General features: G+C 67.8%; 23 protein-coding genes. 9 read left to right on the forward strand and 14 right to left on the reverse strand.

Annotated elements, in window-relative coordinates:
- Positions 1–144: 144 nt before the first annotated feature.
- The 5 genes from upp to KHO22_RS11855 all read right to left on the reverse strand — a co-directional run bounded on the left by upp (position 145) and on the right by KHO22_RS11855 (position 7,637).
- Positions 145–795, reverse strand: coding sequence for a uracil phosphoribosyltransferase (upp, locus tag KHO22_RS11835; RefSeq protein ID WP_211947328.1), 651 nt, complete (start codon positions 793–795; stop codon positions 145–147).
- Positions 796–964: 169 nt separating this feature from the next.
- The gene (locus KHO22_RS11840) at positions 965–2,365 is read right to left on the reverse strand and encodes an MFS transporter (RefSeq protein WP_230426843.1); all 1,401 of its coding nucleotides are present in this window, start codon (positions 2,363–2,365) and stop codon (positions 965–967) included.
- A gap of 556 nt (positions 2,366–2,921) precedes the next feature.
- Positions 2,922–5,855 (reverse strand): c-type cytochrome, encoded by a 2,934-nt coding sequence (locus KHO22_RS11845; RefSeq protein ID WP_211947329.1) that lies wholly within the window; start codon positions 5,853–5,855, stop codon positions 2,922–2,924.
- Positions 5,852–6,349 carry a (2Fe-2S)-binding protein gene (locus KHO22_RS11850; protein ID WP_211947330.1) on the reverse strand — a complete coding sequence of 166 codons (498 nt, stop codon included), beginning with the start codon at positions 6,347–6,349 and terminating at the stop codon, positions 5,852–5,854. Before KHO22_RS11850 ends, KHO22_RS11845 begins: the two co-directional genes overlap by 4 nt.
- Positions 6,350–6,476: 127 nt before the next feature.
- Positions 6,477–7,637 (reverse strand): FAD-dependent oxidoreductase, encoded by a 1,161-nt coding sequence (locus tag KHO22_RS11855; protein WP_211947331.1) that lies wholly within the window; start codon positions 7,635–7,637, stop codon positions 6,477–6,479.
- A 367-nt stretch (positions 7,638–8,004) separates the two neighbouring features.
- On the opposite strand from KHO22_RS11855, the gene KHO22_RS11860 reads away from it, so the two are divergent.
- The 4 genes from KHO22_RS11860 to KHO22_RS11875 are packed head-to-tail and all read left to right on the forward strand — an operon-like array spanning position 8,005 to position 11,353.
- A complete protein-coding gene (locus KHO22_RS11860; protein ID WP_420839590.1) occupies positions 8,005–8,757 on the forward strand; it encodes a maleate cis-trans isomerase family protein in 753 nt (250 codons plus the stop codon).
- A 10-nt stretch (positions 8,758–8,767) separates the two neighbouring features.
- Complete coding sequence (locus KHO22_RS11865; protein WP_211947332.1) at positions 8,768–9,601, forward strand: alpha/beta fold hydrolase; 834 nt, start codon at positions 8,768–8,770, stop codon at positions 9,599–9,601.
- A 23-nt stretch (positions 9,602–9,624) separates the two neighbouring features.
- Entirely contained in the window at positions 9,625–10,704 is a 1,080-nt protein-coding gene (locus KHO22_RS11870; protein WP_211947333.1) for a 2,5-dihydroxypyridine 5,6-dioxygenase NicX family protein, read from the forward strand.
- Complete coding sequence (locus KHO22_RS11875) at positions 10,697–11,353, forward strand: N-carbamoylsarcosine amidohydrolase (protein ID WP_211947334.1); 657 nt, start codon at positions 10,697–10,699, stop codon at positions 11,351–11,353. The genes KHO22_RS11870 and KHO22_RS11875 overlap by 8 nt, the downstream gene beginning before the upstream one ends.
- 27 nt (positions 11,354–11,380) lie before the next feature.
- Here the strand turns inward: KHO22_RS11875 and KHO22_RS11880 are convergent, their stop codons facing one another.
- Positions 11,381–12,139, reverse strand: a complete 759-nt coding sequence (locus KHO22_RS11880) for a TetR/AcrR family transcriptional regulator (protein ID WP_211947335.1) — start codon at positions 12,137–12,139, stop codon at positions 11,381–11,383.
- Between the two features lie 94 nt (positions 12,140–12,233).
- Between KHO22_RS11880 and KHO22_RS11885 the strand changes: the two genes are divergently transcribed.
- Complete coding sequence (locus tag KHO22_RS11885; protein ID WP_211947336.1) at positions 12,234–14,522, forward strand: xanthine dehydrogenase family protein molybdopterin-binding subunit; 2,289 nt, start codon at positions 12,234–12,236, stop codon at positions 14,520–14,522.
- A gap of 69 nt (positions 14,523–14,591) precedes the next feature.
- Here the strand turns inward: KHO22_RS11885 and KHO22_RS11890 are convergent, their stop codons facing one another.
- Together KHO22_RS11890 and KHO22_RS11895 are read right to left on the reverse strand one after the other, a co-directional pair.
- A complete protein-coding gene (locus KHO22_RS11890; RefSeq protein WP_211947337.1) occupies positions 14,592–15,071 on the reverse strand; it encodes a MarR family winged helix-turn-helix transcriptional regulator in 480 nt (159 codons plus the stop codon).
- A gap of 74 nt (positions 15,072–15,145) precedes the next feature.
- Positions 15,146–16,144, reverse strand: coding sequence for a Bug family tripartite tricarboxylate transporter substrate binding protein (locus KHO22_RS11895; RefSeq protein ID WP_211947338.1), 999 nt, complete (start codon positions 16,142–16,144; stop codon positions 15,146–15,148).
- A gap of 252 nt (positions 16,145–16,396) precedes the next feature.
- On the opposite strand from KHO22_RS11895, the gene KHO22_RS11900 reads away from it, so the two are divergent.
- The 4 genes from KHO22_RS11900 (at position 16,397) to KHO22_RS11915 (ending at position 19,626) form a co-directional block, all read left to right on the forward strand.
- Positions 16,397–17,296 carry a DMT family transporter gene (locus tag KHO22_RS11900; RefSeq protein ID WP_211947339.1) on the forward strand — a complete coding sequence of 300 codons (900 nt, stop codon included), beginning with the start codon at positions 16,397–16,399 and terminating at the stop codon, positions 17,294–17,296.
- Between the two features lie 68 nt (positions 17,297–17,364).
- Complete coding sequence (locus tag KHO22_RS11905; protein WP_211947340.1) at positions 17,365–18,153, forward strand: SDR family oxidoreductase; 789 nt, start codon at positions 17,365–17,367, stop codon at positions 18,151–18,153.
- A gap of 62 nt (positions 18,154–18,215) precedes the next feature.
- A complete protein-coding gene (locus tag KHO22_RS11910) occupies positions 18,216–18,608 on the forward strand; it encodes a methylglyoxal synthase (RefSeq protein WP_211947341.1) in 393 nt (130 codons plus the stop codon).
- A 40-nt stretch (positions 18,609–18,648) separates the two neighbouring features.
- Entirely contained in the window at positions 18,649–19,626 is a 978-nt protein-coding gene (locus tag KHO22_RS11915) for a quinone oxidoreductase family protein (RefSeq protein WP_211947342.1), read from the forward strand.
- A 69-nt stretch (positions 19,627–19,695) separates the two neighbouring features.
- Here KHO22_RS11915 and KHO22_RS11920 read toward each other — a convergent pair whose 3' ends face one another.
- The 6 genes from KHO22_RS11920 to KHO22_RS11945 form a co-directional block, all read right to left on the reverse strand.
- Positions 19,696–19,989: a YkvA family protein gene (locus tag KHO22_RS11920; RefSeq protein WP_211947343.1), complete on the reverse strand. Its 294-nt coding sequence runs from the start codon at positions 19,987–19,989 to the stop codon at positions 19,696–19,698.
- A gap of 182 nt (positions 19,990–20,171) precedes the next feature.
- Entirely contained in the window at positions 20,172–21,317 is a 1,146-nt protein-coding gene (locus tag KHO22_RS11925; RefSeq protein WP_211947344.1) for a BMP family ABC transporter substrate-binding protein, read from the reverse strand.
- A gap of 60 nt (positions 21,318–21,377) precedes the next feature.
- Positions 21,378–22,298: an ABC transporter permease gene (locus KHO22_RS11930; RefSeq protein ID WP_211947345.1), complete on the reverse strand. Its 921-nt coding sequence runs from the start codon at positions 22,296–22,298 to the stop codon at positions 21,378–21,380.
- Between the two features lie 17 nt (positions 22,299–22,315).
- Positions 22,316–23,425, reverse strand: a complete 1,110-nt coding sequence (locus KHO22_RS11935) for an ABC transporter permease (RefSeq protein WP_211947346.1) — start codon at positions 23,423–23,425, stop codon at positions 22,316–22,318.
- On the reverse strand, positions 23,418–24,995 hold the full coding sequence (locus KHO22_RS11940) for an ABC transporter ATP-binding protein (protein WP_211947347.1): 1,578 nt from the start codon (positions 24,993–24,995) through the stop codon (positions 23,418–23,420). The genes KHO22_RS11935 and KHO22_RS11940 overlap by 8 nt, the downstream gene beginning before the upstream one ends.
- Before the next feature lie 341 nt (positions 24,996–25,336).
- A complete protein-coding gene (locus KHO22_RS11945; protein WP_211947348.1) occupies positions 25,337–26,266 on the reverse strand; it encodes a pirin family protein in 930 nt (309 codons plus the stop codon).
- Between the last annotated feature and the right edge of the window lie 589 nt (positions 26,267–26,855).

Genomic DNA, 26,855 nt, shown 5'->3' on the forward strand with positions numbered 1-26,855 from the left:
ATCTCCCTGTGAGATGTCGACGGGTTGCAAGCATTCGCTGTGCGATGTCGAGTGTAGGGAGCCGCGCTGCGCGAGCCATTGAGCAGGATCAAGCACGCGCCAGCCGGAAAGAGATGGCGAGCGGGCGGCACGCCCGCCGCGGTATCAATTCTTGGTGCCGAACAGCCGGTCGCCCGCGTCGCCGAGGCCCGGCACGATGTACGCGTGTTCGTCCAGGTGGCTGTCTAGCGATGCCACGAACAGCTTCACGTTCGGATGCGCCTTGTGGAACACCTCGACGCCCTCGGGCGCCGCCACCAGCGCGACGAAAGTGATAGCCTCATCCTTCACGCCGCGGCGCTTCAGTACATCCACGGCATGCGCGGCCGAGTAGCCGGTGGCGACCATCGGATCGCACAGGATGAAGCTGCGGTCTTCCACGTCAGGCAGGCGCACCAGGTACTCCACCGGGCGGTGCTGCTCGTCCCGATACACACCGATATGCCCGATCCGCGCCGACGGAATCAGTTCGACCAGGCCATCGCTCATGCCCACGCCGGCGCGCAGCACCGGCACGATGGTCAGCTTCTTGCCGGCGATGACCGGGGCTTCCAGCGGTACCAGCGGCGTTTCGATATGCCGCGTGGTCAGCGGCAAGTGGCGCGTGATCTCATAGCCCATCAGCAGCGTGATCTCGCGCAGCAGTTCGCGGAAGGTGCGCGTGGACGTGTCCCGGTCGCGCATATGCGAGAGCTTGTGCTGGATCAGCGGGTGGTCGAGGATGTACAGGCTGGGGAAACGCGGATCTTGTTTCATGGCGGCGGCGAAGGCTCGGCGGGAGAGGGTGAAGCGGGCGGCCCCGGTCTCGTGGATCGGGGCGCCGCGCCGTTGTAGCGGAATTGTAATGGAAGCGGGCCGCCGCGCGGCCGCGGCGGATCCCGCCTGTCGCTACGTTTCCGAACCTGCCGTGCCGGCAGGCCTGGCGTCAGTCGAGCGCGCGGTTCTTCGACTCGATATCGACCATGTAGATCGCGAGCGCCGCCACGGCCAGGAACGAAGAGAGCAGCACCAGGGCCAGCGTGAAGTGCGTGGCCATGACCGGGGCAATGATGGCCGGCGCGAACAGGCCGCCGAAGCGGGCCATGGCGCCCGCCGTACCCATCCCGCTCGCCCGCAGGTCGGTCGGATACACCTCCGGCGTGAAGGCGTAGAGCGCGCCCCAGGTGCCGAGTAGCGAGAAGCTCATCAGCAGGGTGGAGCCGACTACCAGCGTCGGCGACTGGCCCAGGCTGTAGAGCATGCAGCCTGCGGCGCTGAGAAGCAGGAAGCCGATCAGCGTCGGCTTCCGGCCCCAGCGCTCGACGCCATGCGCGGCAAGCGCGAAGCCCGGCAGCTGCACCAGCGCAAGCAGGATCAGGAAGACCTGGCCACGCATGAAGCCGAAGCCCTGGCCGGCCAGCTTCACCGGCAGGTAGACGAAGACACCGTAGTAGGCGATCGAGATCAGCGCCCACGCCACCAAGAGGCTGATGCTGCGGCGGCGAAAGCCCGTCGCGAACAGCGCCAGCACCGACTTGCGCTCCATCTTCTGGGGTTCCAGCGTGCCGATTTCAGCCGACACGCGGTTGGCAGCCGCTACGCGCTGCAGCACCGCGCGTGCCTCGGCCGAGCGTCCCGACTTGTTCAGGTAGAGCGGAGACTCGGGCACGAAGAAGCGGCAGACCACGCCGACCAGCGCGGGGATGCCGGTGACGAGGAAGATCAGGCGCCAGGCGGCATCCCCGTGCGAAACGGCGACCAGCGCCAGGATGGCGAGAAGGATCGTGCCAACGGCCCAGAACGACTCCAGCAGAACCAGCCAGCGGCCGCGACGGTCGGAGGGCAGGAACTCGGCCATCATGGTGTAGTCGACCGGCAGCGTGCCGCCAACGCCGATGCCGGTCAGGAAACGCAGCACCAGCAGCCACTGGAAATCCGGTGCGAACGAGGACGCGACACCGCAGATGGCGTCGATGACCACCGCCATCATGAGCACGGGCCGGCGGCCGATCCGGTCGGCAAGCCGGCCGAACATGAACGCGCCGATCAGCATCCCGACAAAGAACAGCGTACCGCTTTGCAGCGCTGTCGGAACCGGAATGCCGAAGGTCTTGGCAATCGAGGGCGCGGTGAATCCGATCGACAGCACCTGCATCGCGTCAGCGAGCCAGACCAGGCCGAAGATGACGAACAGCCGGTACTGGAAGCGGCCGACGCCCGCGGCGCGAATGCCTTCCTCGATCGTGATGGTCTGCGACGTCGCCGCCCGCGCGTTCGACGGCGGGGCCGCGCTGATCGACGCTTCGGCGATGGTCGTGGATGGCATGGATGAAATGGATGACGACATTTTGTCTACCTGTCTAACTGTCTATTAGAGAGCTGGTTCCGAACCCGGTAGCACATGTCTGTCGATGCAGGGGCGGACAGTGCGCTGGTCCAGAACGCCGCGTGATGCTGTCGCGCCGCCGATTGCAGCCTGCCGTTGGGCGACTTCAATCTGGCGAAGCGAGAACTATGCCGGGAGCACTCTTGCCATGCGTGGGTGATGCGGATACGTCATCGTGACTCCTTATTGTCTACCCTTGGTGGTTTTCTGGTCTTGTATTTATCGTGGCACGCCATCGCGGTGCGCGGTCCTTGTGCCGCAGTGCACCGCTGGATGCTGTTCGCACTCATGTAGTGCGTGCTACATGATCGTTCAGCGTAAGCTACATGAAATGGGCCGGCAAGGCCGATCTGCGGTTTTCTCCTCGGGGTTTTCCCGCGCGCCGCGGTGCGTGCGCAGGCAGGGTCTCCTGTGGGGCGGTACACCGCCGTCATCGATGCGGCCGGACGCGGCACATCCCTGTCCGGCGGGTGAAAAAGGTGTGCGGCGAGCGCCGCCGCACAGGTCTGTCGTCAGGTCAGTGCGCAGGTGCCGCGCGCAGGCGCGCGACGGTGGCTTCCACGTCCTGCCACGCGGGTTTGTCGGGGGCGAAGCGCGCACGCAGGTATTGCGTAAGTGCGGCGACTTGCTTGTCGTCGAGACTGTCCGCATAGGACGGCATGGCGCCCAGCGTGCTGTTCGGCGGTGCCGGCATGCCTTGCAGCAGCACCTGGATCACGTTGTCGGGCCGATCGCCGTGCAGGTTCGTGTTCAGTGCCAGCGAAGGCTTCACACCGAACTGGCGCATGCCCTGCTCGGACTGATGGCACACGGCGCACGCGCTTTGGTACAGGCGTGCAGCGGGGCCGCCCAGCGAGCCGGCGGCCTCGGCGCTGCGCCGCTCGTACTGCGCGGCCTGCGCGGTGATCTGCGCGGGCGACGGTGGCGGGGCGCTGAACGACGCGACGTAGTGCGCGATGGCGCGCACGTCGGATTCCGGCAGCAGCGCAAGCTCTTCGACCACCGGGGCCATTGGCCCGGCGGCGGCGCCGTGATGCACCGCGTAGCCGCCGCGCAGATAGGTGAACAAGGCGTCTTCGGTCCACGGTACCGGCGCACGCGACAGCGCGGTCAGTGCGGGCGCATCCCAGCCTTCCGCGGTGCCGCCGGTCAGGTAGTGGCGTCCGCCTTTCTCGCCGCCCAGCGCATTGCGCGGCGAATGGCAGGCGCTGCAGTGGCCCAGGCCTTCGGCCAGGTAAGCGCCACGGTTCCATTGCGCCGAGCGCGTGGTATCCGGCTGGAACGGTGCGTTGCGGTGGAACAGCAGGTTCCAGCCAGCCAGCAGCGGGCGCATATTGAACGGGAAGGCCAGTTCGGTGCGCGGCACGCTCGTCTTCACGGGCTCGGCCGACATCAGGTAGGCGTACAGGGACTGCATGTCGGCGTCGCTGATCTTCGCGAAGGCCGTATAGGGAAACGCCGGATACAGGCGGCGGCCATCGCGATGGATGCCTTCGCGCATGGCGCGCTCGAACGCGGCGAACGACCAGGTACCGATGCCGGTCTCGGCATCGGGCGTGATGTTGGTGCTGTAGACCGTGCCGAACGGCGTTTCCAGCGCCAGGCCGCCGGCATTCTTCACGCCGCCGGGCGTGGTATGGCAGACCGCGCAGTCGCCCGCGGCCGCCACCAGCCGTCCGCGTTCCAGCGTGGCGGCCGAATAGAAGCCAGGCTCAGTCGGCGCCACGGGCGCGATGGGCGCGCGCCATGGCAACACCGTGGCGCACAGGCCGGCCGCCGCTGCCGCGGCAGCTGCAAGCCAGCCAAGCTTGCTGCGCCGCTTCTCTGGCTGTTGCGAGTCCAGTGCCAGCCGGATGCGCTCGGCGCTGAATGGCGGTTCGCGCAGCCGTACACCGGTCGCATCGAAGATTGCGTTAGCGACGGCCGCCGCGGCCGGCAGCGTCGCGGCGGGGCCGGCGGCCAGCGTATTGCGCGTGGCGAGGGACCCAGCCATGCGGACTTCCGGCACTGCAGCGCCAGTGACCGCGGGCAGGCTGCTGCCGGAGGTCTCGGGCTGCCCGGCGGGCCACGCATCGAAGCCCGACGATTGCGCGGTCAGCTGCCGCGCGGTCTGCGCGACCATCTGTTCCAGCGCGGGCGCTGCCGGCGTCGCGCGCTGTGGCACCGTCGATTCGCTGTCGTGTCCGACGGTCACGCGCGTGACGGCGAGTTCGCCGGTGGTGCCGTCGACTTCCACTTCCGCGACCCACGCCGACCAGCTTTGCGCGGCGTCGCTCTCCACGGCATGCGCATACGCGAAGCCGCGGCCACGGCGCACGTTGGCGCCGCGCGCGGCGCCTGGGCGCTGTGCCGACGGGTTCCACCCCGCGCGCTCGGCCACGTCGCGGACCAGCGCCGCGCCGCGCGCATCGTCAAGGTGTCCGAGCCGCAGCGCGACCGGATCGGTGCCTGCGCTGGCGGCAATCTCGTCGAGGTGTGATTCCTGCGCGAAGACCTGCGCGCGGGCATAAGCCAGAGGCGTGTCTGGCGAGCTGGCAGTCGGGCCGGCGGCGCAGATGTCGATGTTGGTGATGCGGTAGGGCGGCAATGCGCCGTCGCCGGCTTCCGCGTCGATGGCCACATCCGCCACCGGCGCCACCGTGTGCGTCAGCCACAGTGCCAACGGTACGGCCGGCGCGCAGGTGCCGCCGAGCGTGGCGGCGTATGCGTCGATCACGGCGCCGGCGTGCGCGCTGTCGATCTGCCAGTCCAGCGTTGCCTCGGCCAGCCCAACGTCGTCAGCGGTAATGGTGCGCCGCACGCAGCCGCCCGCGGCGTGCGCCATCAGGGCTGCATCGGCGGCGGCATGGTGTGCGAGCAGGCCCGGGTCGCCGCTGTCGTCGGCGCTTTGCCAGCACACCAGCGAAACCTGATGTTCGGCAATGCCAAGCAGTGTGGCCAGTTCCTCGCGCAGTGCGCCAGGGCGCGCACTGGGCAGCCAGACGCGCAGCGCACCATCGCGCCAGTCGGCGATGGCCGTGCAGGTGGCCGTCGTCGCCTGCATGCCGGCCAGCGGCCACTGGTAACGCTGCGCCTGGCGGGCGTGCGATTGTGCGAGGGCGCCGGCAGCATTGCCAAGCTGCGCCAGCGCGCGCCGCCGCACGGGCACCGTCCCCGGTGCGGGCGGTTGGGCCCAGCGCGCCCGCAGCGCGGCCGCCGCGTGCGCGGCCTGTTCATCGGAGTCAGCCACCACGCCGGCGAAGTTGTTGCGGACAATCACGGCTCGCACGCCCGGCGTCGCGGCCGCAGCGTCCCGGTCCGCGCCGAGCAGGCGTGCAACGAGAGGCTGGCCGCCGGCCCAGTGGAGTCCCGGCGGACGCAACACATGCGCGGCAAGGCACTGCGGGATCGGGGGAGGACTGCCGGCTGCCGTGGCGACGGCGGCCGCGCGGGGCGCCAGCGTATCGTTCACGACTGTGCTCCCTGCGCGCCTTCGCGCTGCAGGACCGCCGCGCGCTGCACGGCGCGCACGATCTCGACATGCGTGCCGCAGCGGCACAGGTTGAAGCGCAGCGCCTCGCGGATCTCCGCCTCGCTCGGGTCCGGGTTCTCCGCAAGCAGGGCCTTCGCGGTCATGATCATGCCGTTGAGGCAGTAGCCGCACTGCGCGGCCTGCTCGTCGATAAATGCCTGCTGCACCGGGTCGGGATGCGCAGGCGTGCCCAGTCCCTCCAGCGTGGTCACGTCATGGCCGAGTACCGCCTTCACCGGCAGCACGCACGAGCGCGCGACGGTGCCGTCCACCAGCACGGTGCAGGCGCCGCACTGGCCCAGTCCGCAACCGTACTTCGGGCCATTGCAGGCCAGGTCGTTGCGCAGGACATAGAGCAGCGGCGTATCAGGCGCCACGCAGACCGTATGGTCGGCGTGGTTGACATGAAGCGTCAGGGGGCGGGGCGCGTTCATCGGGGGCAGGTGGCGGTTTGAACATCACGCATCGCTGCGCCGCGCCCCTTCATGGCGAGGGGCTGTGGCGCGTCGGGCCCGTACGGTGGCCAGGCCGGCCGTACGGGCAGGTCGGCTCAGGCGGACATCATGCAGCCGCCGACAGCGGCGGGCGTCCGGCCGAGACCAGCGGCACGTTGTACACATCGTAGCCGAAACACCAGTCGGGGTTCTCGTTGGTGCGCAGCCACGTATTGTTGTGCGAGACCAGCTGGACCTTGCTGGCGCGCTCGGCGCGGTTGGCTTCGTACAGCGCGAAGGTGGCGGCGAAGTCGTCCGTGCCGGCCTCGGTGAAGCAGCGCGTGAGCATGGCGGCGTCCTCGATCGCCATCGCGGCACCCTGGGCCATGTGCGGCTTCATCGGGTGGCAGGCGTCGCCGAGCAGCACCAGGCGGCCGCGGCTCCATACCGGCAGCGGATCACGCTCCAGCAGCGGCCACTTGGTCACTTCCACGGTACCTTCGATCAGCGACTGCACGCCCTGGTGCCAGCCGTCGAACGCGGCGCGCATCTCTTCGATGCTGCTGGGAACCCAGCTCTTGCTCATGTCCCACTCGGGCTCGGGCACGCCGGTCACGTAGTAGATCTCGTCGAGCTTGCTGGTGTCGAAGTACACCATCATGTGGCGATCGTCCGACCACCACTTGGTGCAGCGGTCATGCGTAAAGCCCTTGACGCGTGAGATCGGGAACACCGCGCGGTGCGCGACATAGCCCGTGTACTTGGGCGGCTCCGCGCCGAGCAGCGTTTCACGGATGCGCGAGTTCACGCCGTCCGCGCCGATCACGATGTCGGCCTCGTCGACCGTGCCGTCGGTGAAGCGCAGCTGCACCACATCGCCCTGGTCGGTCACGCTTTCGAGCTTCTTGTTGAAGAACAGCGTGCCAGGTGCCACGGAATCGGTGAGCAGCTTGTGGAAGTCGCCACGGTGCACGGTCAGGTAGCTGGCACCGTAGTGCTTCAGTGCGTAGTCGCCCAGCGGAATCTGCGCGACCACTTCGCCGCTGTCCCAGTCGCGGCTGTACCAGTAGTCGGGGTGGCAACCCATGTCATTGAGCGCGTCCTCGATGCCGATGCGCCGCATGATCTTCATCACATTCGGCCCCACGTGGATGCCGGCACCCAGGCGCGAGAACGCCGGCGCCTGTTCATAGAGCCTGACCTGGAGGCCGGCGCGCTGCATCAGGGCGGCTGCGGCCGTCCCTCCGAGTCCTGCGCCGATGATTGCGATTCGCGGTTTGCCTTGCACGTTATTTCTCCTGGCGGTGACACATGGGTCGATGAGTGTGGGGGCCGACTCGGCGGCCTTTGTTGAAAACGAGTGTACACACTCAAAAATCCAAGGTAAAGACAGATTTGCATGAACCTATGGAAAACCCTGATGCTAATGTGACCGTCTTCGCATTCCGCCCATTTATGGCGAATTAACGCGCAAATATAGGGAGAATGCTGTTCAGTGCGCACTGAATGAGTGCCGTCTGAGCTGCGCAGAATCTGTTTGCGCATATAAAGTGTGTACACTACAATCAATCGCAACCGCGGACGCCTGGCACGACTGGCCTGGAGCGGACGGGTAGACAGGGCATTCCCCAGACAAACAGATGACGGAGTCGACAGTGCAGAAAGTTTTCCGAATCGGCCAGATCGTGCCGAGCTCCAACACCACGATGGAAACCGAGATCCCGGCCATGCTGAGCGCGCGCCAGCAGATCCGCCCCGAACGGTTCACGTTCCATTCGAGCCGCATGCGCATGAAGAAGGTGGTCAAGGAAGAACTGGCCGCCATGGATGCCGAGTCCGACCGCTGTGCCGTCGAACTTTCCGACGCACGCGTGGATGTGCTTGGCTATGCCTGCCTGGTCGCGATCATGGCGATGGGCCATGGCTACCACCGCAAGTCGGAACAGCGCCTGAAGGCCCACACCGTCGAGAACGGCGGCGATGCGCCGGTGATCACGAGTGCTGGCGCGCTGGTTGACGCCCTCAAGGTGATCGGCGCGAAGCGCATCGCCGTGGTCGCCCCGTACATGAAGCCGCTGACCGAGCTGGTGGTGGACTACATCCGCAACGAAGGCTACGAAGTCGTCGACTACCGCGCGCTGGAGATCCCGGACAACCTCGAAGTGGGTCGCCACGATCCGGCCAGGCTGCCGGCCATCGTCGCGCAGATGAATATCGCCGACGTCGATGCCATCGTGCTGTCGGCCTGCGTGCAGATGCCGTCGCTGCCCGCCGTGGCCAAGGTCGAGGCGATGACCGGCAAGCCGGTGATCACGGCGGCCATCGCCACCACCTACGCCATGCTGCGCGCACTGGACCTGGAGCCGGTCGTGCCGGGCGCGGGCGCGCTGCTGTCGGGCGCCTACTGAGGGCCGCGGCATGAGCACCTTCCTCTATGGCGGCAACGTCCACGCCAACAACATCCGCCAGCACTACCTGCGCTATGGCGGCAACGATGGCGAACGCGCGTCGCGCGATGCCGTGATCATCGTGCCTGGCATCACGAGCCCGGCCATTACGTGGGGCTTCGTCGGCGAGCAGTTCGGCCAGCGCTTTGACACGTATGTGCTGGACGTGCGCGGCCGCGGCCTGTCCGAAGCCAGCGACACGCTGGACTACAGCCTGGATGCGCAGGCCGCCGACGTGATCGCGTTCGCGCAGGCGCTGGGCCTGCGGCGCTATGCCATCGTCGGCCACTCGATGGGCGGGCGCATCGGCGTTCGCGCCGCGCGGCAACGCCCCGCGGGCCTGACGCGCCTGGTGATGGTCGATCCGCCGGTCTCCGGCCCCGGCCGCCGCGCCTATCCCGCGCAACTGCCGTGGTACATCGATTCGATCCGCCTCGCGCGCGCCGGCATCGACGCCGAGGGCATGCGCCGCTTCTGCCCGACCTGGACGGACGAGCAACTGCGCCTGCGCGCCGAATGGCTGCACACCTGCGACGAGCGCGCGATCCTGGCGAGCTTCAACGGCTTCCATGAAGACGACATCCACGCCGACCTGCCGCACGTGTCGGTGCCCACGCTGCTGATGCGCGCCGGCCGCGGCGACGTGGTGCGCGACGAGGACGAGCAGGAGATCCGCGCGCTGCTGCCGGGCGTGCTGGTGAGCCACGTGGCCGATGCCGGCCACATGATCCCGTGGGACGACGAGGGCGGCTTCTATCGTGCCTTCGGCGATTTCCTCGGTGCCGCGCTGCCCGCGTTGGCCTGATATCCGCGATCGGAGGAGCAAACATGCCCGTAAGCGATTACGACCTGACCCAGGCGTGGAAGCAGGTGCTCACGCTGTCGAAGCTGGAAGCCGGCCAGACCGTCACCGTGCTGACCGGCGCCGCCACGCATCCGCAGACCCTGCGCACGGCCTTGGTGGCCGCAGCGTCGATGGGCGCCATCGTCAACCGGCTCGACCTGCCGCCCGTCAACGGCGAGAAGGCGCTGAGCCGCGACGCGCTGGCCTATCTCGGCACCACGCCGCTGACCGGCAATCCGGCCGCCATCGCCGCGCTCAAGGCGAGCGACCTTGTGCTCGACCTGATGACGCTGCTGTTCTCGCCCGAGCAGCATGACATCCTGAGCGGCGGCACCAAGATCCTGCTCGCGGTGGAGCCGCCCGAGGTGCTGGCGCGCATGGTTCCGGCCGAGGCCGACCGCAAGCGCGTGAAGGCCGCCACGGCGCGGCTGTCGCGCGCGCGGGAAATGCACATCGTCTCCGACGCGGGCATGGACCTGCGCTGCCGCCTCGGCGAGTTCCCGGCGATCAGCGAGTACGGCTTCGTCGACGAGCCCGGCCGCTGGGACCACTGGCCCAGCGGCTTCGTGCTGACCTGGCCGGACGAAGGCGGCACCAACGGCACCATCGTGCTGGACCGCGGCGACATCCTGCTGCCGATGAAGTCGTATATCCAGGAGCCGATCCGCGTCACGGTCGAGTCGGGTTATGTGAAGGCGATCGAAGGCGGGCTCGATGCCGAGCTGCTGGCCGACTACATGGCGTCGTTCAACGATCCGGAAGCGTATGCGATGTCGCACATCGGCTGGGGCCTGCAGCCGCGCGCGAGCTGGTCGGCGCTGGCCATGTATGACCGGGAAGCCACCATCGGCATGGATGCGCGCGCGTACGAAGGCAACTTCCTGTGCTCGTTCGGTCCCAACAACGAGGCCGGCGGCAGCCGGACCACCGCCTGCCATATCGATATCCCGGTGCGCCACTGCACGGTCAGCCTCGATGGCGAACCCGTGGTGGTGCGCGGCAAGGTGACGGACGGCCATCACGCGCCCGTCAATACACTATTCAAGGAAGCCAGCCATGCATGAAGAAGTCCAGACCTACCAGCGGCAAGGCTTTGGCACCGCCATGGAGATCCGGCCGCCGTACGGGCTGCTGATCATCGATTTCGTCAACGGCTTTGCCGATCCGGCGGTCTTTGGCGGCGGCAATATCCCGGAGGCCATCCGCAACACGCAGCCGCTGCTGCGCGCGGCGCGCGAGCAGGGCTGGCCGGTGGCGCACAGCCGCATCGTGTTTGCCGATGACGACGCCGACCACAACATCTTCACGCTGAAGGTGCCCGGCATGCTGACGCTGAAGCAAGACAGCCACAACAGCGCGATCGTGCCGGAACTCGCGCCGGCGGCCGGCGAGCTGGTGGTGCGCAAGACCGTGCCGTCGGCGTTCTTCGGCACGTCGCTGGCGGCGTGGCTCACGCAGCGCGGCGTGCAGACGCTGCTGGTGGCGGGCTGCGTCACCAGCGGCTGCGTGCGCGCGAGCGTGGTCGACGCGATGTCGCTCGGCTTCCGGCCGCTGGTGCTGTCGGACTGCGTCGGTGACCGCGCGCTCGGCCCGCACGCGGCGAACCTGTTCGACATGGAGCAGAAGTACGCCACCGTGCTGACCCGCGACGAAGCGCTCGCGCAGATTGCGCAGATTGCGCAGCGCGTGCCGGGCGTGCGCGCGGCGGCCTGAGGCGCGCCGGTGCGACCGATGCGCCGCTCAGCCGGCCATTGCGCTGCGGGTCGTCGTGCTGCGCTTTCGGGCAGGCTTGCCGGAAGGCCTGGCCGGCGCGGGCGGGGCGTCGGGGATGGAGCCGGGCACCGCCACGGCGCGCAGCACCGTCTGCTGCATCACATCGCGCCAGTGCGAGACCGCGGCCGGGCTCATCATGGGTTCGCCGAGGAAGGCACTGAGCGTATGATGGTTCGAGTTGTAGAAGTAGCCGAGCGAGGCGATGACCATGTAGACATCGCGCGCGCCGGCGTCGGGCCGGAACAGGCCCGCCGCCTTGCCGCGCGACAGGATGCCGTCGAGCACGGACAGCGCGTAGCTGGAGATATCGCGCAGCCGCACCGACTTGCGCGCGTGCTTGCCTTGGCTCATGTTCTCGCTGGTCAGGATCGCGACGAACTCCGGATGCTCCAGGTAGTAGTGCCAGACGAAGTCGATCAGTTGCGAGAGCGCGCGCACCGGATCGGCCGCGTCGAGCTCGCCTTCGAGTTTCTGCTCGGCTTCATTGAGCTGCAGGTAGATGGTCTCCAGGACTTCGACGAACAGCTTTTCCTTGCTGCCGAAGTAGTAGTAGATCATCCGGTCGTAGGTCTTGGCGAGCGAGGATATGCGTTCGATGCGCCCGCCATCGTAGCCGCGCTGCGCGAAGACCTTGACCGCCGCCTTCAGGATCCGGTCGCGGCTGTCCTGCGCCTGCCGGGCGCGCGTCCCGACTGCCGCGCGCTGGGTTGCGGTCTTGATGGTCATGTTGGATGGCTCGGCATGAGATCTGTGTCTGGCAGGCAGTATAACGGCGGCATCGAGGGTGCCGCCTGAAGCGAAGCGGCAAAATTCACGAGCTATGACTGCGACAATCCTCGATACCGTTCCCGAGGCGGAGGCCTCCACCCCGCGCGCGCAGCGCCTGGCGCTGCTGCAGGCCAGCGGCGTGCTGCTGGTGACGCGCGCCCCGCAGGCGGCGGCGCGTCCCGCGCCGGGCCAGCCGGGCGCCGCCTCCGACTATGTGCCGGCGTTGCCGGACATCTTCGTCGCCGTGCGCGATACCGGCGAGGTGCTGGCCTTCAATGGCCACGTCGACCTGGGCACCGGCATCCGCACCGCGCTGGCGCAGATCGTCGCGGAAGAACTGGATGTGCCGCTCGCGCGCGTGCGCATGGTGCTCGGCCATACGGAGGCCACGCCCAACCAGGGCCCGACCATCGCCAGCGCGTCGATCCAGATCTCCGCGATTCCGCTGCGGCGCGCGGCCGCGCAGGCCCGCGCGTGGCTGCAGGCGCGCGCGGCGCAGCAACTGGGCGTGGCGCCGGAAACGCTGGAGGCCGACGATGGCGTCTTCCGCGTGAAAGGGGCGCAGCAGGGCATCGGCTACGGCGCGCTGGTGGCCGAGGCGCATGTCGAGCTGCCGCTGGCCGACGACGTGCAGACCAAGCCGGTCGAGGCCTACCGCATCGTTGGCCGCGGCGCGGGCCGCGTGGACATACCCGACAAGGCGCGCGGCGTGCTGACCTTCGTGCATGACGTGCGCGTGCCCGGCATGCTGCACGGGCGCGTGGTACGGCCGCCGTATGCCGGCCGGGATGCCGGCGAGTTTGTCGGAACCAGCCTGCTGGAAGTCGATCGCGATTCGGTGCGTGATGTACCGGGACTCATCGACGTTGTCGTGCAGGGCGATTTCGTCGGCGTGGTTGCCGAGCGCGAGGAGTATGCGGTGTTGGCGGCGCGCCGCCTGCGCGTGCGCTGGAAGCCGGTGCCGCCGCTGGTGGCGCTCGATGATCCGGAGCCCGCGTTGCGCGCCAGTCCGGCCAGGCGCCGCGACCTGCTCGACGATGGCGAAATGCCGGCGCCGGCTGCCGGTACCACGCTGGAACGCCATTTCGTCTGGCCCTACCAGATGCACGGCTCCATCGGACCGTCCTGCGCCGTGGCGGACTGGCGCGCGGATGGCCTCACCGTATGGTCGGGCACGCAGAACCCGCATGTGCTGCGGATCGACCTGGCGCGCTTGTCGGGGCTTGGCGAAGACGGCATCGAGATCGTGCGCATGGAGGCCGCCGGTTGCTATGGCCGCAACTGCGCGGATGATGTCTGCGCCGACGCCGTGCTGCTGTCGCGCGCGGTGGGCCGTCCGGTGCGCGTGCAACTCTCGCGCGAGCAGGAGCACCTGTGGGAGCCCAAGGGCGCGGCGCAGCTGATGGACGTCAGCGCCAAGCTCGGCGCCGGCGGCGAGTTGCTCGGCTATGACTTCGTCAGCCGCTATCCGTCCAACGATGCGCCGACGCTGGCGCTGCTGCTGACCGGCCAGGTGCCCAATGCACCGCGCATGCTCGAGATGGGCGACCGTACCGCCGTGCCGCCATACGCTTACACGGGCCGCCGCATCGGCTGCGACGATACGCCCGCCATCGTGCGCGCGTCATGGTTGCGCGGGGTCTCGGCACTGCCGAATACGTTCGCCCATGAATGCATGATCGACGAGCTGGCGGCCGAGGCGGGCACGGATCCGGTCGACTTCCGGCTGCGGCACCTGCCGGACGAGCGCGCGGCCGACCTGCTGCGCGCCGTGGCGGATGCTTCAGGCTGGCAGCGCGGCGCACAGGGTTCACGCGGCGTACCGGATGCGGACGGCAGGCTGCGCGGCCGCGGCGTGGCCTACGCGCGCTATATCCACAGCCGCTTTCCGGGCTTCGGCGCGGCGTGGGCAGCTTGGATCCTCGATGTTTCGGTAGACGTCGCCACGGGCCAGATTGAAGTCGAGAAGATCGTCGTGGGCCAGGACACCGGCATGATGGTCAACCCCGACGGCGTGCGCCACCAGATCCACGGCAACGTGGTGCAGACGCTGAGCCGCGTGCTCAAGGAGCAGGTGCGCTTTGACGCCGCGGGCGTGGCCAGTCGCGAGTGGGGCGGCTATCCGCTGCTGACGTTCCCGGAGATCCCGCCGATCGAGGTGGTGCTGATGCCGCGGCAGTCGGAGCCGCCGCTGGGCGCGGGTGAGTCGGCGTCGTTGCCGGGCGCGCCGGCGATCGCCAACGCGTTGTTCGATGCGATGGGCGTGCGGTTGCGGCGGCCGCCGTTTGTACCGGAGACGGTGCTGGCGGCGTTGCGCAATCAGCCCAATCGCCAGCCCTAGCAAACCGATTGTCGGCGCCCTCTCCCTCAAGCGGGAGAGGGATAGCAAACCTGTGACGTGCCTGGCGTGTCAGCCCGCGCCGTTGCCCTCGTCGATCTCGCTCATCTTGCGCAGCAGGTAAGTCACCGCCACGCGCTCGGCCGGATTCAGGTTGCCAAACGTCTGTTCGGAAATCTGCTTCGCAAACGGCACCGTCTCGTCGATCAATGCCAGCCCGGCATCCGTCACCGTCACCACCACCTTGCGCCGGTCATTCGGGTCGTGCGATACCGCGATCAGCTGGCGTGCCTTCAATCGTTCGATGATGCCCCGCACCGTGGCCTGGTCGATCGCCGTGGCCCGCACCACTTCATTGAGCGAACATGGCTGCCGGTCCCTGACCGCGCACAGCACCACGAACTGCGCGGCCGTGAGCTGCGAATCGGGAATCGTCTGCTGGAAGATGGCCACGTGGCGCTGGTACGCGCGGCGCAGCAGGTGGCCCACCTGTTCGGTGAAATCGTAGCCGGGTTCGAGCTTGCCGGCAGGCTGGTCGGAAGAGGAGGGCACGTCGATCGTGGTGCGATGGATGGTGTGCCCCGAGTATACCGACGAAGGCGATTAAGGTGCGCCTGCGGCGAACCTTAATCGACGGTGATGGCCGCGCTCTTCGCTACCTTGCCGAAGCGTTCGTACTCCTGCAGCGTCAGCGTCTGCAGCTCCGCCGCGCTCGAGCCCTTCGGGTTGAAGCCGGCCTGCGTCAGCTTCTCGCGCACGTCCGCGCGGCCCAGCGCTTCGACGAAGGCCGCATTGAGTGCCTGCACCACGGGCGCGGGCAGGTTGGCCGGACCATAGACGCCGAACCACGGTTCCACGGCATAGCCCGGCAGGCCGGCCTCGGCCAGCGTCGGGACGTCAGGCAGCGACGGCGAACGGCTCTTGCCGGCCACGGCCAGCGCGCGCAGCTTGCCTGCCTGGATGTGCGGCAGCGAGGCAGGCAGGTTGTCGAACATCACGGCAATATGCCCGCCGAGCATGTCGTTGATGGCCGGGCTGCTGCCCTTGTACGGCACGTGCGTCAGGCCGGCATGCGTCGTCTGCGAGAACATCGCGCCGGCCAGGTGCATCGACGTGCCGGTGCCCGCGGTCGCGTACGTCAGGCCGGGATGCGCCTTGGCATAGGCAATCAGTTCCGGCACGGTCTTTACCGGCAGTGATGGGCTCACTTCCAGCACGATGGTCGAGGTGCCGAGCAGGCTGATGGCGGTGAAGTCCTTGCGCGGGTCGAACGGCACCTGCTTGTAGATATGCGGATTCAGCGCGTTGGTGGAGATCGCGCCGAAGCCGATGGTGTAGCCATCGGGCGCAGCCTTGGCCACGGCGTCCATGCCGATGTTGCCCCCGGCGCCCGGACGGTTCTCGATGACCACGGGCTGGCCCAGCTTCTCCGCCACGCGCTGGCCGACGGTGCGCGCGACGAGATCCGTGGTGCCGCCGGCGGCGTACGGGACGACGAAGCGGATCGGCCTGGCCGGGAACGTCTCGGCGGCGGCTGCGGCCAGCGGCAGGGTGCCGAGCGTGGCGGCGCCGAGCGTCAGGGCGATCAGCGCGGCGCGGCGGCAAAGGGCAGGGCGTTGCGGCATGGTGCGGGAATCTCCTCTTGCGGGTTGCGTTGTTCTTTGGTCCTGGACGGCCAAGGGCCGTGCGCGGAAGCGCCCATTGTAGGCAAATGCGCTCGCGCGCAGGCATACCGGGAGGTAGGAAGATGCCCATGCTTCTTTTCGCATACAATGGTCTGGTCGTCTTTTTCGACCCGGCCGGCCACGGCCACGGTTGGGGCGGCAGTCCCTCTCCGCTTGAATTCCCCCGTGCCAGTTTCACCAAAATCCCTTGCCATGCCAGCTGCGTTGCCGTCGCCGCAGCGTTCCGGGCTGGCCATCGCGGCCGTTGGCGCCGTGCTGTTCTCCGCCAAGGCCATCGTCGCCAAACTGATGTACCGCTACAACGTGGACGCCGTCATGGTGATCACGCTGCGCATGCTGTTCGCCGTGCCGTTGTTCATGGCGATCGGCTGGTGGCAGTCGCGGCGCCTGCCGGCGCTGTCGTGGGCCGACCGTGCCCGCGTGGTGTTCCTCGGCTTTATCGGCTACTACCTGTCGAGCTTCATGGATTTCCTGGGCCTGCAGTACATCACGGCGGGGCTGGAACGGCTGATCCTGTTCCTGACGCCGTCATTCGTGCTGCTGGCCACGGCGCTGCTGTTCCGGCGTCCGATCGCCGCGCGGCAGTGGGTGTCGCTGCTGCTGGCCTATGTCGGCATCGTGCTGGTATTCGCCCATGACCTGGATGTCACTGGCCCCACGGTATGGCTGGGCGGGGCGCTGGTGCTGGCCAGTGCCTTGACGTATGGTATCTACCTGATCCTGAGCGGCGAGCTGGTGCAGCGCATCGGTTCGCTGCGGCTGGTGGCGTACGCGATGTGCGTTTCCACGGCATGCTGCGTGCTGCAATACCTGGCGCTGGGCCGGCCCGTAGCCGAACTCGCGCAGCCGGCGCCGGTGATGTGGCTGTCACTCGTCAACGCGGTATTCTGCACGGTGCTGCCGGTATCGATGACGATGGTGGCCGTGGCCCGCATCGGCGCGCCAATGGCGTCGCAGGCCGGCATGATCGGTCCGGTATCGACGCTGTTCCTGGCCTTCTGGCTGCTCGACGAACCCGTCAGCGGCGTGCAGCTGGCGGGCAGCGCACTGGTGCTGGGCGGAATGTACCTGTTGTCGGCGCGCAAGCCATGACTGCGCGGCGGCGAGAAACCTGACTGACAAACGAAGACACGAGCGACAAGCAACAAGGAGAACGGAACATGGATCTGGGACTGCGTGGCAAGCATGCACTGGTGTGCGGCGCGAGCAAGGGCCTGGGCTTTGCCTGCGCGGACGCGCTGGCTGCCGAGGGCGTCGATGTGGTAATCGTGGCGCGCGGCGCCGATGCGCTGGAAAAGGCCGCGGCCGGCCTGCGCGCGCGCCATGGCCGCCGCGTGGTCGCGGTGGCCACCGACATCACGAAGCCGGAAGGCCGCAAGGCCGCGCTCGATGCCGTGGCAAAGCTCGGCGACCTCGATATCCTGGTCAACAATGCGGGCGGCCCGCCCCCGGGCAACTTCCGCGACTGGGACCGCGACGCGTGGCTGGCCGCGCTGGACGCCAACATGCTGACCCCGATCGAGCTGATCAAGGCCACGGTCGACGGCATGATCGCGCGCAAGTGGGGCCGCATCATCAATATCACGAGCGGCGCGGTGAAGGCGCCGATCGACGTGCTGGGCCTGTCCAACGGTGCGCGCTCGGGCCTGACCGGCTTCATCGCCGGGCTGGCGCGCGAAGTCGCGCAGCACGGCGTGACGGTCAATAACCTGCTGCCGGGGCCGTTCAACACCGATCGCCTGGCCAAGACCATGGAAGGCGCGGCGCAGAAGGCCAACCTGAGCATCGAGGAAATCGCGCAACGCCGCGCCGCGCAGAACCCGTCGCGCCGCTTCGGCGACCCGGCCGAGTTCGGCGCCACCTGCGCCTTCCTGTGCAGCCGCCAGGCCGCGTACATCACGGCGCAGAACATCCTGCTCGACGGCGGCGCCTACCCCGGCACGTTCTGAACCCGGCGCGGCCCCGGTACTGGCCGCATATTCACTGCAGTCGCTTACCGCAACAAGGACCCTTGATGACCCGCCCACGTATCGCCCTGATTGCACACGACCACAAGAAAGACGACATCGTCGCCTTTGCCACGCGGCACCGCGAATTCCTTTCGCAGTGCGAGCTGCTCGCGACCGGCACCACCGGTGGCCGGCTGATCGATGAAGTCGGGCTGGACGTGACGCGGATGCTGTCCGGACCGTGGGGCGGCGACCTGCAGATCGGCGCGCAACTCGCGGAAGGGCGCGTGCGCGCCGTGATCTTCCTGCGCGACCCGATGACGCCGCAGCCGCACGAACCGGATATCAATGCGCTGGTGCGCGCGTGCGACGTGCATAACGTGCCGTGCGCGACCAACGTCGCCACTGCGGACCTGGTGATCGCCGAGCTGTGCCGCGTCGAGGCGAAGGCCTGATCCCCAACCCCATACAGCCTGGCTGACAGGAGACATGCAGATGACCAAAGCCATCCGGATCGAACAGACCGGCGGACCGGAAGTGATGCAGTGGGTCGACGTGGAGGTCGGCGAGCCCGGCCCCGGCGAGGTCCGTATCCGCCATGAGGCGGTGGGGCTCAACTATATCGACGTCTACTTCCGCACCGGCCTCTACAAGCAGCCGCTGCCCGGCGGGCTGGGCATGGAAGGCGCGGGCGTGGTCGAGGCGGTGGGCGAGGGCGTGACCCACCTGCGTACGGGCGACCGGGTGGCCTACGCGGGGCGTCCGACCGGCGCCTATGCGCAGGTGCGCGTGATGCCGGCCGATATCGTGGTGCGCCTGCCCGGGTCGATTTCCTTCGAGCAGGGCGCGGCCATGATGCTGCAAGGCCTGACCGTGCAATACCTGATCCGCGACAGCTATCGCGTGCAGGCTGGCGACACCGTGCTGCTGCATGCCGCCGCCGGCGGCGTCGGGCTGATCGCGTGCCAGTGGCTGAAGGCGCTCGGCGTCACGGTGATCGGCACGGTCGGCAGCGACGAGAAGGCGGAACTGGCGCGCGCGCATGGCTGCACGCATACCGTCGTCTATACACGCGAATCGTTCGTGGACCGGGTGAAGGAAATCACCGGCGGCAAGGGTGTGCCGGCCGTGTATGACTCGATCGGCGCGGATACCTTCCGTGGCTCGCTCGATTGCCTGGCGCCGCGCGGCACCATGGTGAGCTTCGGCAATGCCTCGGGCCCGGTACCGCCGTTCGATATCTCGGTGCTGGGCAACAAGGGGTCGCTGCGGCTTACGCGGCCGACGCTGATGACCTATGTGGTCCATCGCGAATTGCTGGAGCCGATGGTGGCGGACCTGTTTGACTCGGTCGGCAGTGGCAAGGTGAAGATCGAGGTGCGCCAGCGCTACGCACTGGCCGATGTGGCGCAGGCGCATCGCGACCTGGAATCGCGCCGGACGACGGGGTCGACCATCCTGCTGCCGTACTGACGGCTGCGGTTACCGATGGACAAAGCCCCCGGGCGGCACGCTGCCCGGGGGCTTTTCACTTGCAGGGGCTCAGCGCGGCCTGACCGTGGAAGCGGTTGCGCGTGCCTCGGCCTGCCTCAGGATATGCGGTGGCAGGCGCTTGAGGATCAGGTGGACCGCAAGGGGGATCAGCACGACGTCATCGACGATGCCAAGCCCGGCGATAAAGTCAGGAATCAGATCGATCGGCGAAACGGCGTACAACAGCAGCCCGAAGGCCGCAGGCTTGAGCCAGGGCGGCGCATCCGGATGCCGCAGTGCATACCAGAACAGCCGTCCGTCGCGACGCACCAGCGTCCACAGGGCCGAAAAACGCTTCCACATGAGAGGCCTCCTTCACTTTGCGGGCGCCAGCCAATGGCGCGTGCACAGATAGCTTGGGCCGATCGGGGCGGCTTCAAGTTCCGAAGGAAAAGCGGGTGGGGAATGAGACGAGGGGTGCGCCCCGCGCACAGCCGGGGCGGGCCCGCATGCCGTCACGGGCATGCGGGCTGGGGAGCTGCCGATCAGCCCGGGATCTTGCCTTCCACGCCTTCGACGTAGAACTTCACGCCGTGCAGGAAGTTATCGTCGGCGGTCTGGTCCTTGGCGACCTGTTCCTTGCCGGTGTTGTCCTTGATCGGACCCTTCCAGATCGGCGCGGAGCCGTCGACGATGCCCTTCTTGCGCTCGGCGACCAGCGCCTTCACGTCCTCAGGCACGATCGTGTTGAAGTCCTTCAGGTCGATCATGCCTTCCTTCAGGCCCCACCACGTGGTGTCGCTCTTCCAGCGGTTGTTCAGCACGTCGTCCACCACCTTGCTGTAGTAGACGCCCCACTGGATTTCCGACGCGGCCAGGTGAGCCTTTTCGCCGAACTTGCTCATATTGCTGTCCCAGCCGAACGCATACACGCCCTTCTCCTGCGCGGTCTGCACCACGGCGGCGGAGTCGGTGTTCTGCATCAGCATGTCGACACCCTGGCCGATCAGCGTGGTGGCGGCCTCACGCTCCTTGCCCGGATCAAACCACTTGTTCACCCAGACCACCTTGACGGTCGCGTTCGGGTTGACGCTGCGCGCGCCCAGCGTGAACGAGTCGATGTTGCGGATCACCTCGGGGATGGGCACGGAACCCACCACGCCCATCTTGCCCGACTTGCTCATCTTGCCGGCGACCACGCCCGCGAGGTAGGCGCCCTCGTAGGTGCGCACGTCATACTGGCCCAGGTTCGCGGCGGTCTTGAAGCCGGTGGCGTGCTCGAACTTCACGTCCGGGAATTCCTTGGCGACCTTGAGCATCGACTCCATGTAGCCGAAGGTGGTGCCGAAGATCAGCTTGTTGCCCTGGCTGGCCAGGTCGCGGAACACGCGCTCGGCGTCGGCGGCGGATTCGGGCACGTTCTCGACAAAGGTGGTCTTGACCTTGTCGCCGAACTTCTCTTCCACGGCCTTGCGGCCGGCGTCGTGCGCAAACGTCCAGCCCGCGTCGCCCACCGGGCCGATATAGACGAAGGCAACCTTGAGCGGCTCGGCCTTCTGTTCGGCGGCGGGAGCGGAGCCCGGTGCGGCCGTCTCGGCCGGCTTCCCGGCTTCCTTCTTGCCGCAGCCGGCCAGGGCCAGCACAGCGGTGGCGGCCAGCGCCGCCAGGGTCTTCCTGCGCGTGACGATCATTGATTTCTCCTTGTGATGAATTGTGTTTGCTTGCGAGGCTCGTTCAACGGGATGGCTGCATCAGGCACTGCCCGGACGGAACGGCTTGCCCAGCGAGGCGGGCATGTTCAGCCAGATCCAGGCCGGGTTGCGCGAGATCAGCGCCAGCACGACGATGGTGGCCGCGTACGGCAGCATCGACAGGAACTGCGACGGCACCGACACGCCGATGCCCTGCAGGTAGAACTGCAGGATCGTCACGCCGCCGAACAGCCACGCGCCGACCAGCACGCGGCCCGGGCGCCAGGTGGCAAACGTGGTCAGCGCCAGCGCGATCCAGCCACGGCCGGCGACAAGGTTCTCGACCCACATCGGCGTGTACACCAGCGACAGGTAGGCGCCGGCCAGGCCGCAGCAGGCGCCGCCGAACAGCAGCGCGCCGAAGCGGATGGTGCGCACCGGATAGCCGAGCGCGTGCGCGGATTCCGGCGATTCGCCGATCGCGCGCAGCGTGAGCCCCGCGCGCGTGCGGAACAGCAACCACATGATGGCAAAGCACAGCAGCAGGCTGAAATACACCATCCAGTGTTGCTGGAAGAAGGCCGGGCCGATGAAGGGGATGTCGGCCAGCCCCGGGATCGACCTGGCCTGCGCCGGCATGGCATGGCCGACGAAGCGCTGGCCCATGAAGGCCGACAGGCCGGTGCCGAAGATCGACAGCGCAAGGCCGGTGGCGACCTGGTTGGTCGCCAGCACCAGCGCCAGCCACGAGAACAGCGAGGCCATCAGCATGCCGGCGACCGCGCCGGCGAGAAAGCCGAGCAGCGGCTGCTGCGTCTGGTAGCCGACCATGAAGCCGGCCACCGCAGCCACCAGCATCATGCCTTCGGCGCCGAGGTTGAGCACGCCGGAGCGTTCGTTGATGAGCAGGCCCAGCGCGGCCAGCAGCAGCGGCGTGCCGGCGTTGATCGCGGTGGCGATGAGAGGAGCGAGTTGTTCCATGTCCGATGTGGCTCCGCTCAGGCTGCCGTGGCGCGCCAGCGCAGGCGGTTTTCGATAAGGGTGTCGCAGGCCAGCAGGAAGAACAGCAGCATGCCCTGGAACACCCAGCCGATCGCCGAGGGCAGCCCCAGGCGCGACTGCGCCATCTCGCCGCCGATATAGAACAGCGACATCATGATGCCGCCGAATACGGTGCCGACCGGATGCAGGCGGCCGACGAACGCGACGATGATGGCCGTGAAGCCGTAGCCCGGCGAGATCGACGGCAGCAGTTGGCCGATCGGGCCCGTGACCTCGAACGCCCCGGCCAGGCCCGCGGTGGCGCCCGAGATCAGCAGCGCATTCCACAGCGCGCTGCGCGACGAGAATCCGGCATAGCGCGCCGCGGCCGGCGCGGTGCCGCCCACCTGCAGGCGATAGCCCGCGAAGCTGCGGAAGATGAAGACCGTCATCACCGCGACCAGCACCAGCATCACGGCAAAGCCCGCATGCAGGCGCGAGCCGGACATCAGGTTCGGCAACAGGTATTCGGACGAGAACACCCTGGACTGCGGGAAATTCATGCCGTTGGGGTCCTTCAACGGCCCGTTGACCACCCACAGCATCAGCTGCTGCGCGATGTACGTGAGCATCAGCGAGACCAGGATCTCGTTGGCGTTGAAGCGGTCCTTGAGCAGCGCCGTGATCGACGCCCACGCCATGCCGCCGATCACGCCGGCGAGCGACGCCAGGATCAGCACCACGGTACCGTTCAGCGTCTGGCCCGGCACGTCGAAGAACAGCACCGTGGCGCCGGCGAAGATGCCGCCGGCAATGAGCTGGCCATCCGCGCCGATGTTCCACACGTTGGCGCGGTAGCAGACCGAGAGGCCCAGCGCGCACAGTACCAGCGGCACGGTCTTGAGCAGGACCTCGCCAATGGAGCGCGTGTCGCGGAGCGGGTCGGCGAGGAACACCTTGAGCGCGGCCATCGGGTCCTTGCCGAGCGCCAGGAACAGCAGCGCCCCGAACAGCAGCGTGAGCGCGAGCGCGATCACCGGCGAGGCATAGGCCATGGTCCGCGACGGCAGGCCGCGCGGCGCCAGCGTGATGGGGGAGCGTGGCAGCAGCGAGCGCATTTCAGCCATGGCTGGTCACCTCCGCTGCGTGGGCATCGCGCGCTTGCGCGGGACCGCCTTCCCACAGGCCGCTCATCCACAGCCCGATCTGTTCGCGCGTGGCGGTCCCGGCCGGGATCGACGGCGACAGGCGGCCCTTGGCGATGACATGCAGCCGGTCGCAGATCGCGAACAGCTCGTCGAGTTCTTCCGATACCACGAGGATGGCGCAACCCGTGGCCTTGAGCGCCAGGATCTCGTTGTGGATCTGCGCGGCGGCACCGACATCCACGCCCCAGGTCGGCTGCGCGACGATCAGTACCTTGGGGCCGCTTTCGATCTCGCGGCCGACGATGAACTTCTGCAGGTTGCCGCCGGACAGGCTGCGGGCCAGCGCGTCGGGCCCGCTGGCTTTCACGCGGAAGCGGCTGATGATCGAAGTCGCCAGGCCGGCCGCGGCCTTCGGCGAGATCACGCCGTTGCGCACATAGGGGGGCGCCTGGTGCGACAGCAGCGTATTGGTCGCCAGGCTCATGCCGGGCACCGCGCCGCGCCCGAGGCGCTCTTCCGGCACGAAGGCCAGCCCCGCGCGCCGCCGCTGGCGCGCATCCAGCCGGCCGGCCGGCTTGCCAGCCAGCTGCACGGACCTTGCGTCCGCGCGCGTGTCTTCACCGGACAGCGCGGCCAGCAGTTCCTGCTGTCCGTTGCCGGACACGCCGGCAATGCCGACGATCTCGCCGGCATGCACATCGAGCGAGATCTGCTGCAACTCGGTGGCGAACGCATGCGCGCGCGGCAGCGACAGTTCCTGCACGCTCAGGCGCACCTCGCCGCGCTGCGCGGCCACGCGCGCTTCGCGCGGCGGCTCGCCGCCGATCATCAGGCGCGACAGCGACGCCGCGCTTTCCTGGCGCGGATCGCATACGCCCGTGACCTTGCCCATGCGCATCACGGTGGCGTGATGGCACAGCGCGCGGATTTCGTCGAGCTTGTGGCTGATGTAGAGGATGCTGGTGCCCTCGGCCGCGAGCTGGCGCAGCGTGACGAAGAGCGTTTCCACGGCCTGCGGCGTCAGCACCGAAGTCGGCTCGTCCAGAATCAGCAGCTGCGGGTCGGCCAGCAGCGCGCGCACGATCTCGACGCGCTGCCGCTCGCCGACCGACAGCGTATGGACATGGCGGTTCGGTTCCAGCGGCAGCCCATAGCGCTCGGCAGTGGCGCGGATGCGTTCCGCCAGCTGCTTCATGCTGCTGCCCGCGCCCTGGTGCCCGCCGGGCAGGCCCAGTGCGATGTTCTCGGTGACGGTCAGGGTGTCGAACAGCGAGAAATGCTGGAACACCATGGCAATGCCCAGGTTGCGGGCGTCATGCGGGCTGTTGATCGTGACCGGGGCCCCGTTGAAGTGCATCTCGCCGGCGTCCGGGCGGACCGCGCCAAAGATGATCTTCATCAGGGTGGATTTGCCGGCGCCGTTCTCGCCAAGGACGGCGTGGATTTCGCCGGGGGCGACGCTGAGGCTGATGTCATCGTTCGCGATGACGCCGGGATAGCGCTTGCTGATATGGGCTAGCGCCAGCCTGGGTGGGAGTTGTGATGTCACTGAGGCGGCTCGGGTTGTTGTGGCGGCAACGTGGAAGGCAGTCAGTCAGCGGCAGTGCGTGGCGCAGCATCGCCGCGACGCATTGCAGCATTCATCATGATTTCGTGATGCATGATATTGGTTACGAATTATATAAGTGCGCGGCCCAGCGGCGGCCGCTTTCCGGCGTTTGTCCAAGCGCCGCAACGGTTGGCGGGTGGTTGCAAGGCGCATGCCGGGCATGCAAAGAAAAACCGCCGCCCTCCGGAAAGAGGGCGGCGGTCTGGAGCGGTTCGGGGCCCCGGCGCGATGGCCTGCGCAGGCCGCGATCAGGCCGCAATCAGGTCGGGCTCAGGCCGGGCTCAGGCCCCGGTGGCGGCCGGGATCGTGGCGAAGCGTCCGTCGCGGAAATCCGCCAGGGTCTGGTAGATCTGCTCCTGCGTGTTCATCACGAACGGCCCGTACTGGGCGATCGGCTCGCCCAGCGGCTGGCCGGCGATCAGCAGGAAGTGCGCATCGGACCCGGCGCTGACGACGACGCCGTCGGCGTTGGCCGCGTTGTCCAGTACGCCCATGCGCTGCGACTCGATCACCGCCTTGTCGCTGCCTTCACCGATCGACACCTCGCCCCGGTACACATAGACGAAAGCGTTGTGCCCCGCCGGCAGCGCCTGCCGGAACTGCTGGCCGGCAGGCAGGTGCACGTCAAGGTAGATCGGCTCCGTCACCGGCCGCGTCACCGCGCCGGCCACGCCGTGCGAGGCGCCGGCCAGCACGCGCACCGTGCCGCCGTTGTCCAGCGCCACCGTCGGAATGGCGTCGGCGGGCATGTCGCGATACCACGGCGCAGTCATCTTGTCGGACGCAGGCAGGTTCAGCCAGAGCTGGAAGCCTTCCATGCGGCCGTCTTCCTGCTCGGGCATTTCCGAGTGCACCACGCCGGCGCCGGCCACCATCCACTGGGCGCCGCCGTTCTGCAGCAGGCCTTCGTTGCCGGCGCTGTCGCGGTGGCGCATGCGGCCGGCCAGCATATACGTGATGGTCTCGAAGCCGCGGTGCGGGTGATCGGGGAAGCCGCCGATGTAGTCGTCCTTGCTGTCGGTGCCAAAGGCGTCGAGCATCAGGAACGGGTCCAGCCGGCGCTGCAGGTTCTGCGTCAGCACGCGCGTCAGCTTGACGCCGGCGCCGTCCGAGGTGGCAATGCCGCGCACGACACGATCCACGGCGCGCGAGCGCTGCACGGATTCCTGTGCGGTGGCCGGAACGGTGGCGATGGGGTTGCGGGTGTCCATGATTCTTTCTCCGGTTGGCGGGCCGGCTGGCGGGGCATTGCTGCTGCCGTCGTCGGCCACGTCGTGTTCAGCTACACCGACAATGTAGAGGTTTGGCCGTGAAAGAGTAGAGGGCGCACGGGCAACAGATTGTTCTATTCGTACGCGCAATATGCTCGGATTCGAGTCAGTGGCGATAACGGTCGCATCCGCCTTTTCTCGCCGGTATTGCGGGCCGCCTGCATCCTTGCGATACGGGTGAAAACTCGCCGCAAAAAGCCGCACGATGGGCGCAAATGACAAGATCGATGAAGATGCGTATAATAGCGCTCTCTTTGTCATCCGTTGCCGTGGATTGATACCCCTGACTTACCCGTCAGGCCTTGTCTGGCAACGGCCAATGAATTCGGCGGCGCGTCGACCTCTTCACTTTTCAGCGCTGCCCTGGCCACCTGGCTTCCGGTGATCGACCGACCCGGGTGCGCCGCTTCAGGGACTCGCCGCGCGAACGCCGCGGCATCCCGTCAACCGGACTTCTCGCCCAATGCGGGGAAGTCCAACAGCCCGTCCGCTGGCGATCGTGCCGGTCATGGCGGCAATGCAATCTGAA

Source organism: Cupriavidus yeoncheonensis, from assembly GCF_905397275.1.
GTDB classification, from domain to species: domain Bacteria; phylum Pseudomonadota; class Gammaproteobacteria; order Burkholderiales; family Burkholderiaceae; genus Cupriavidus; species Cupriavidus yeoncheonensis.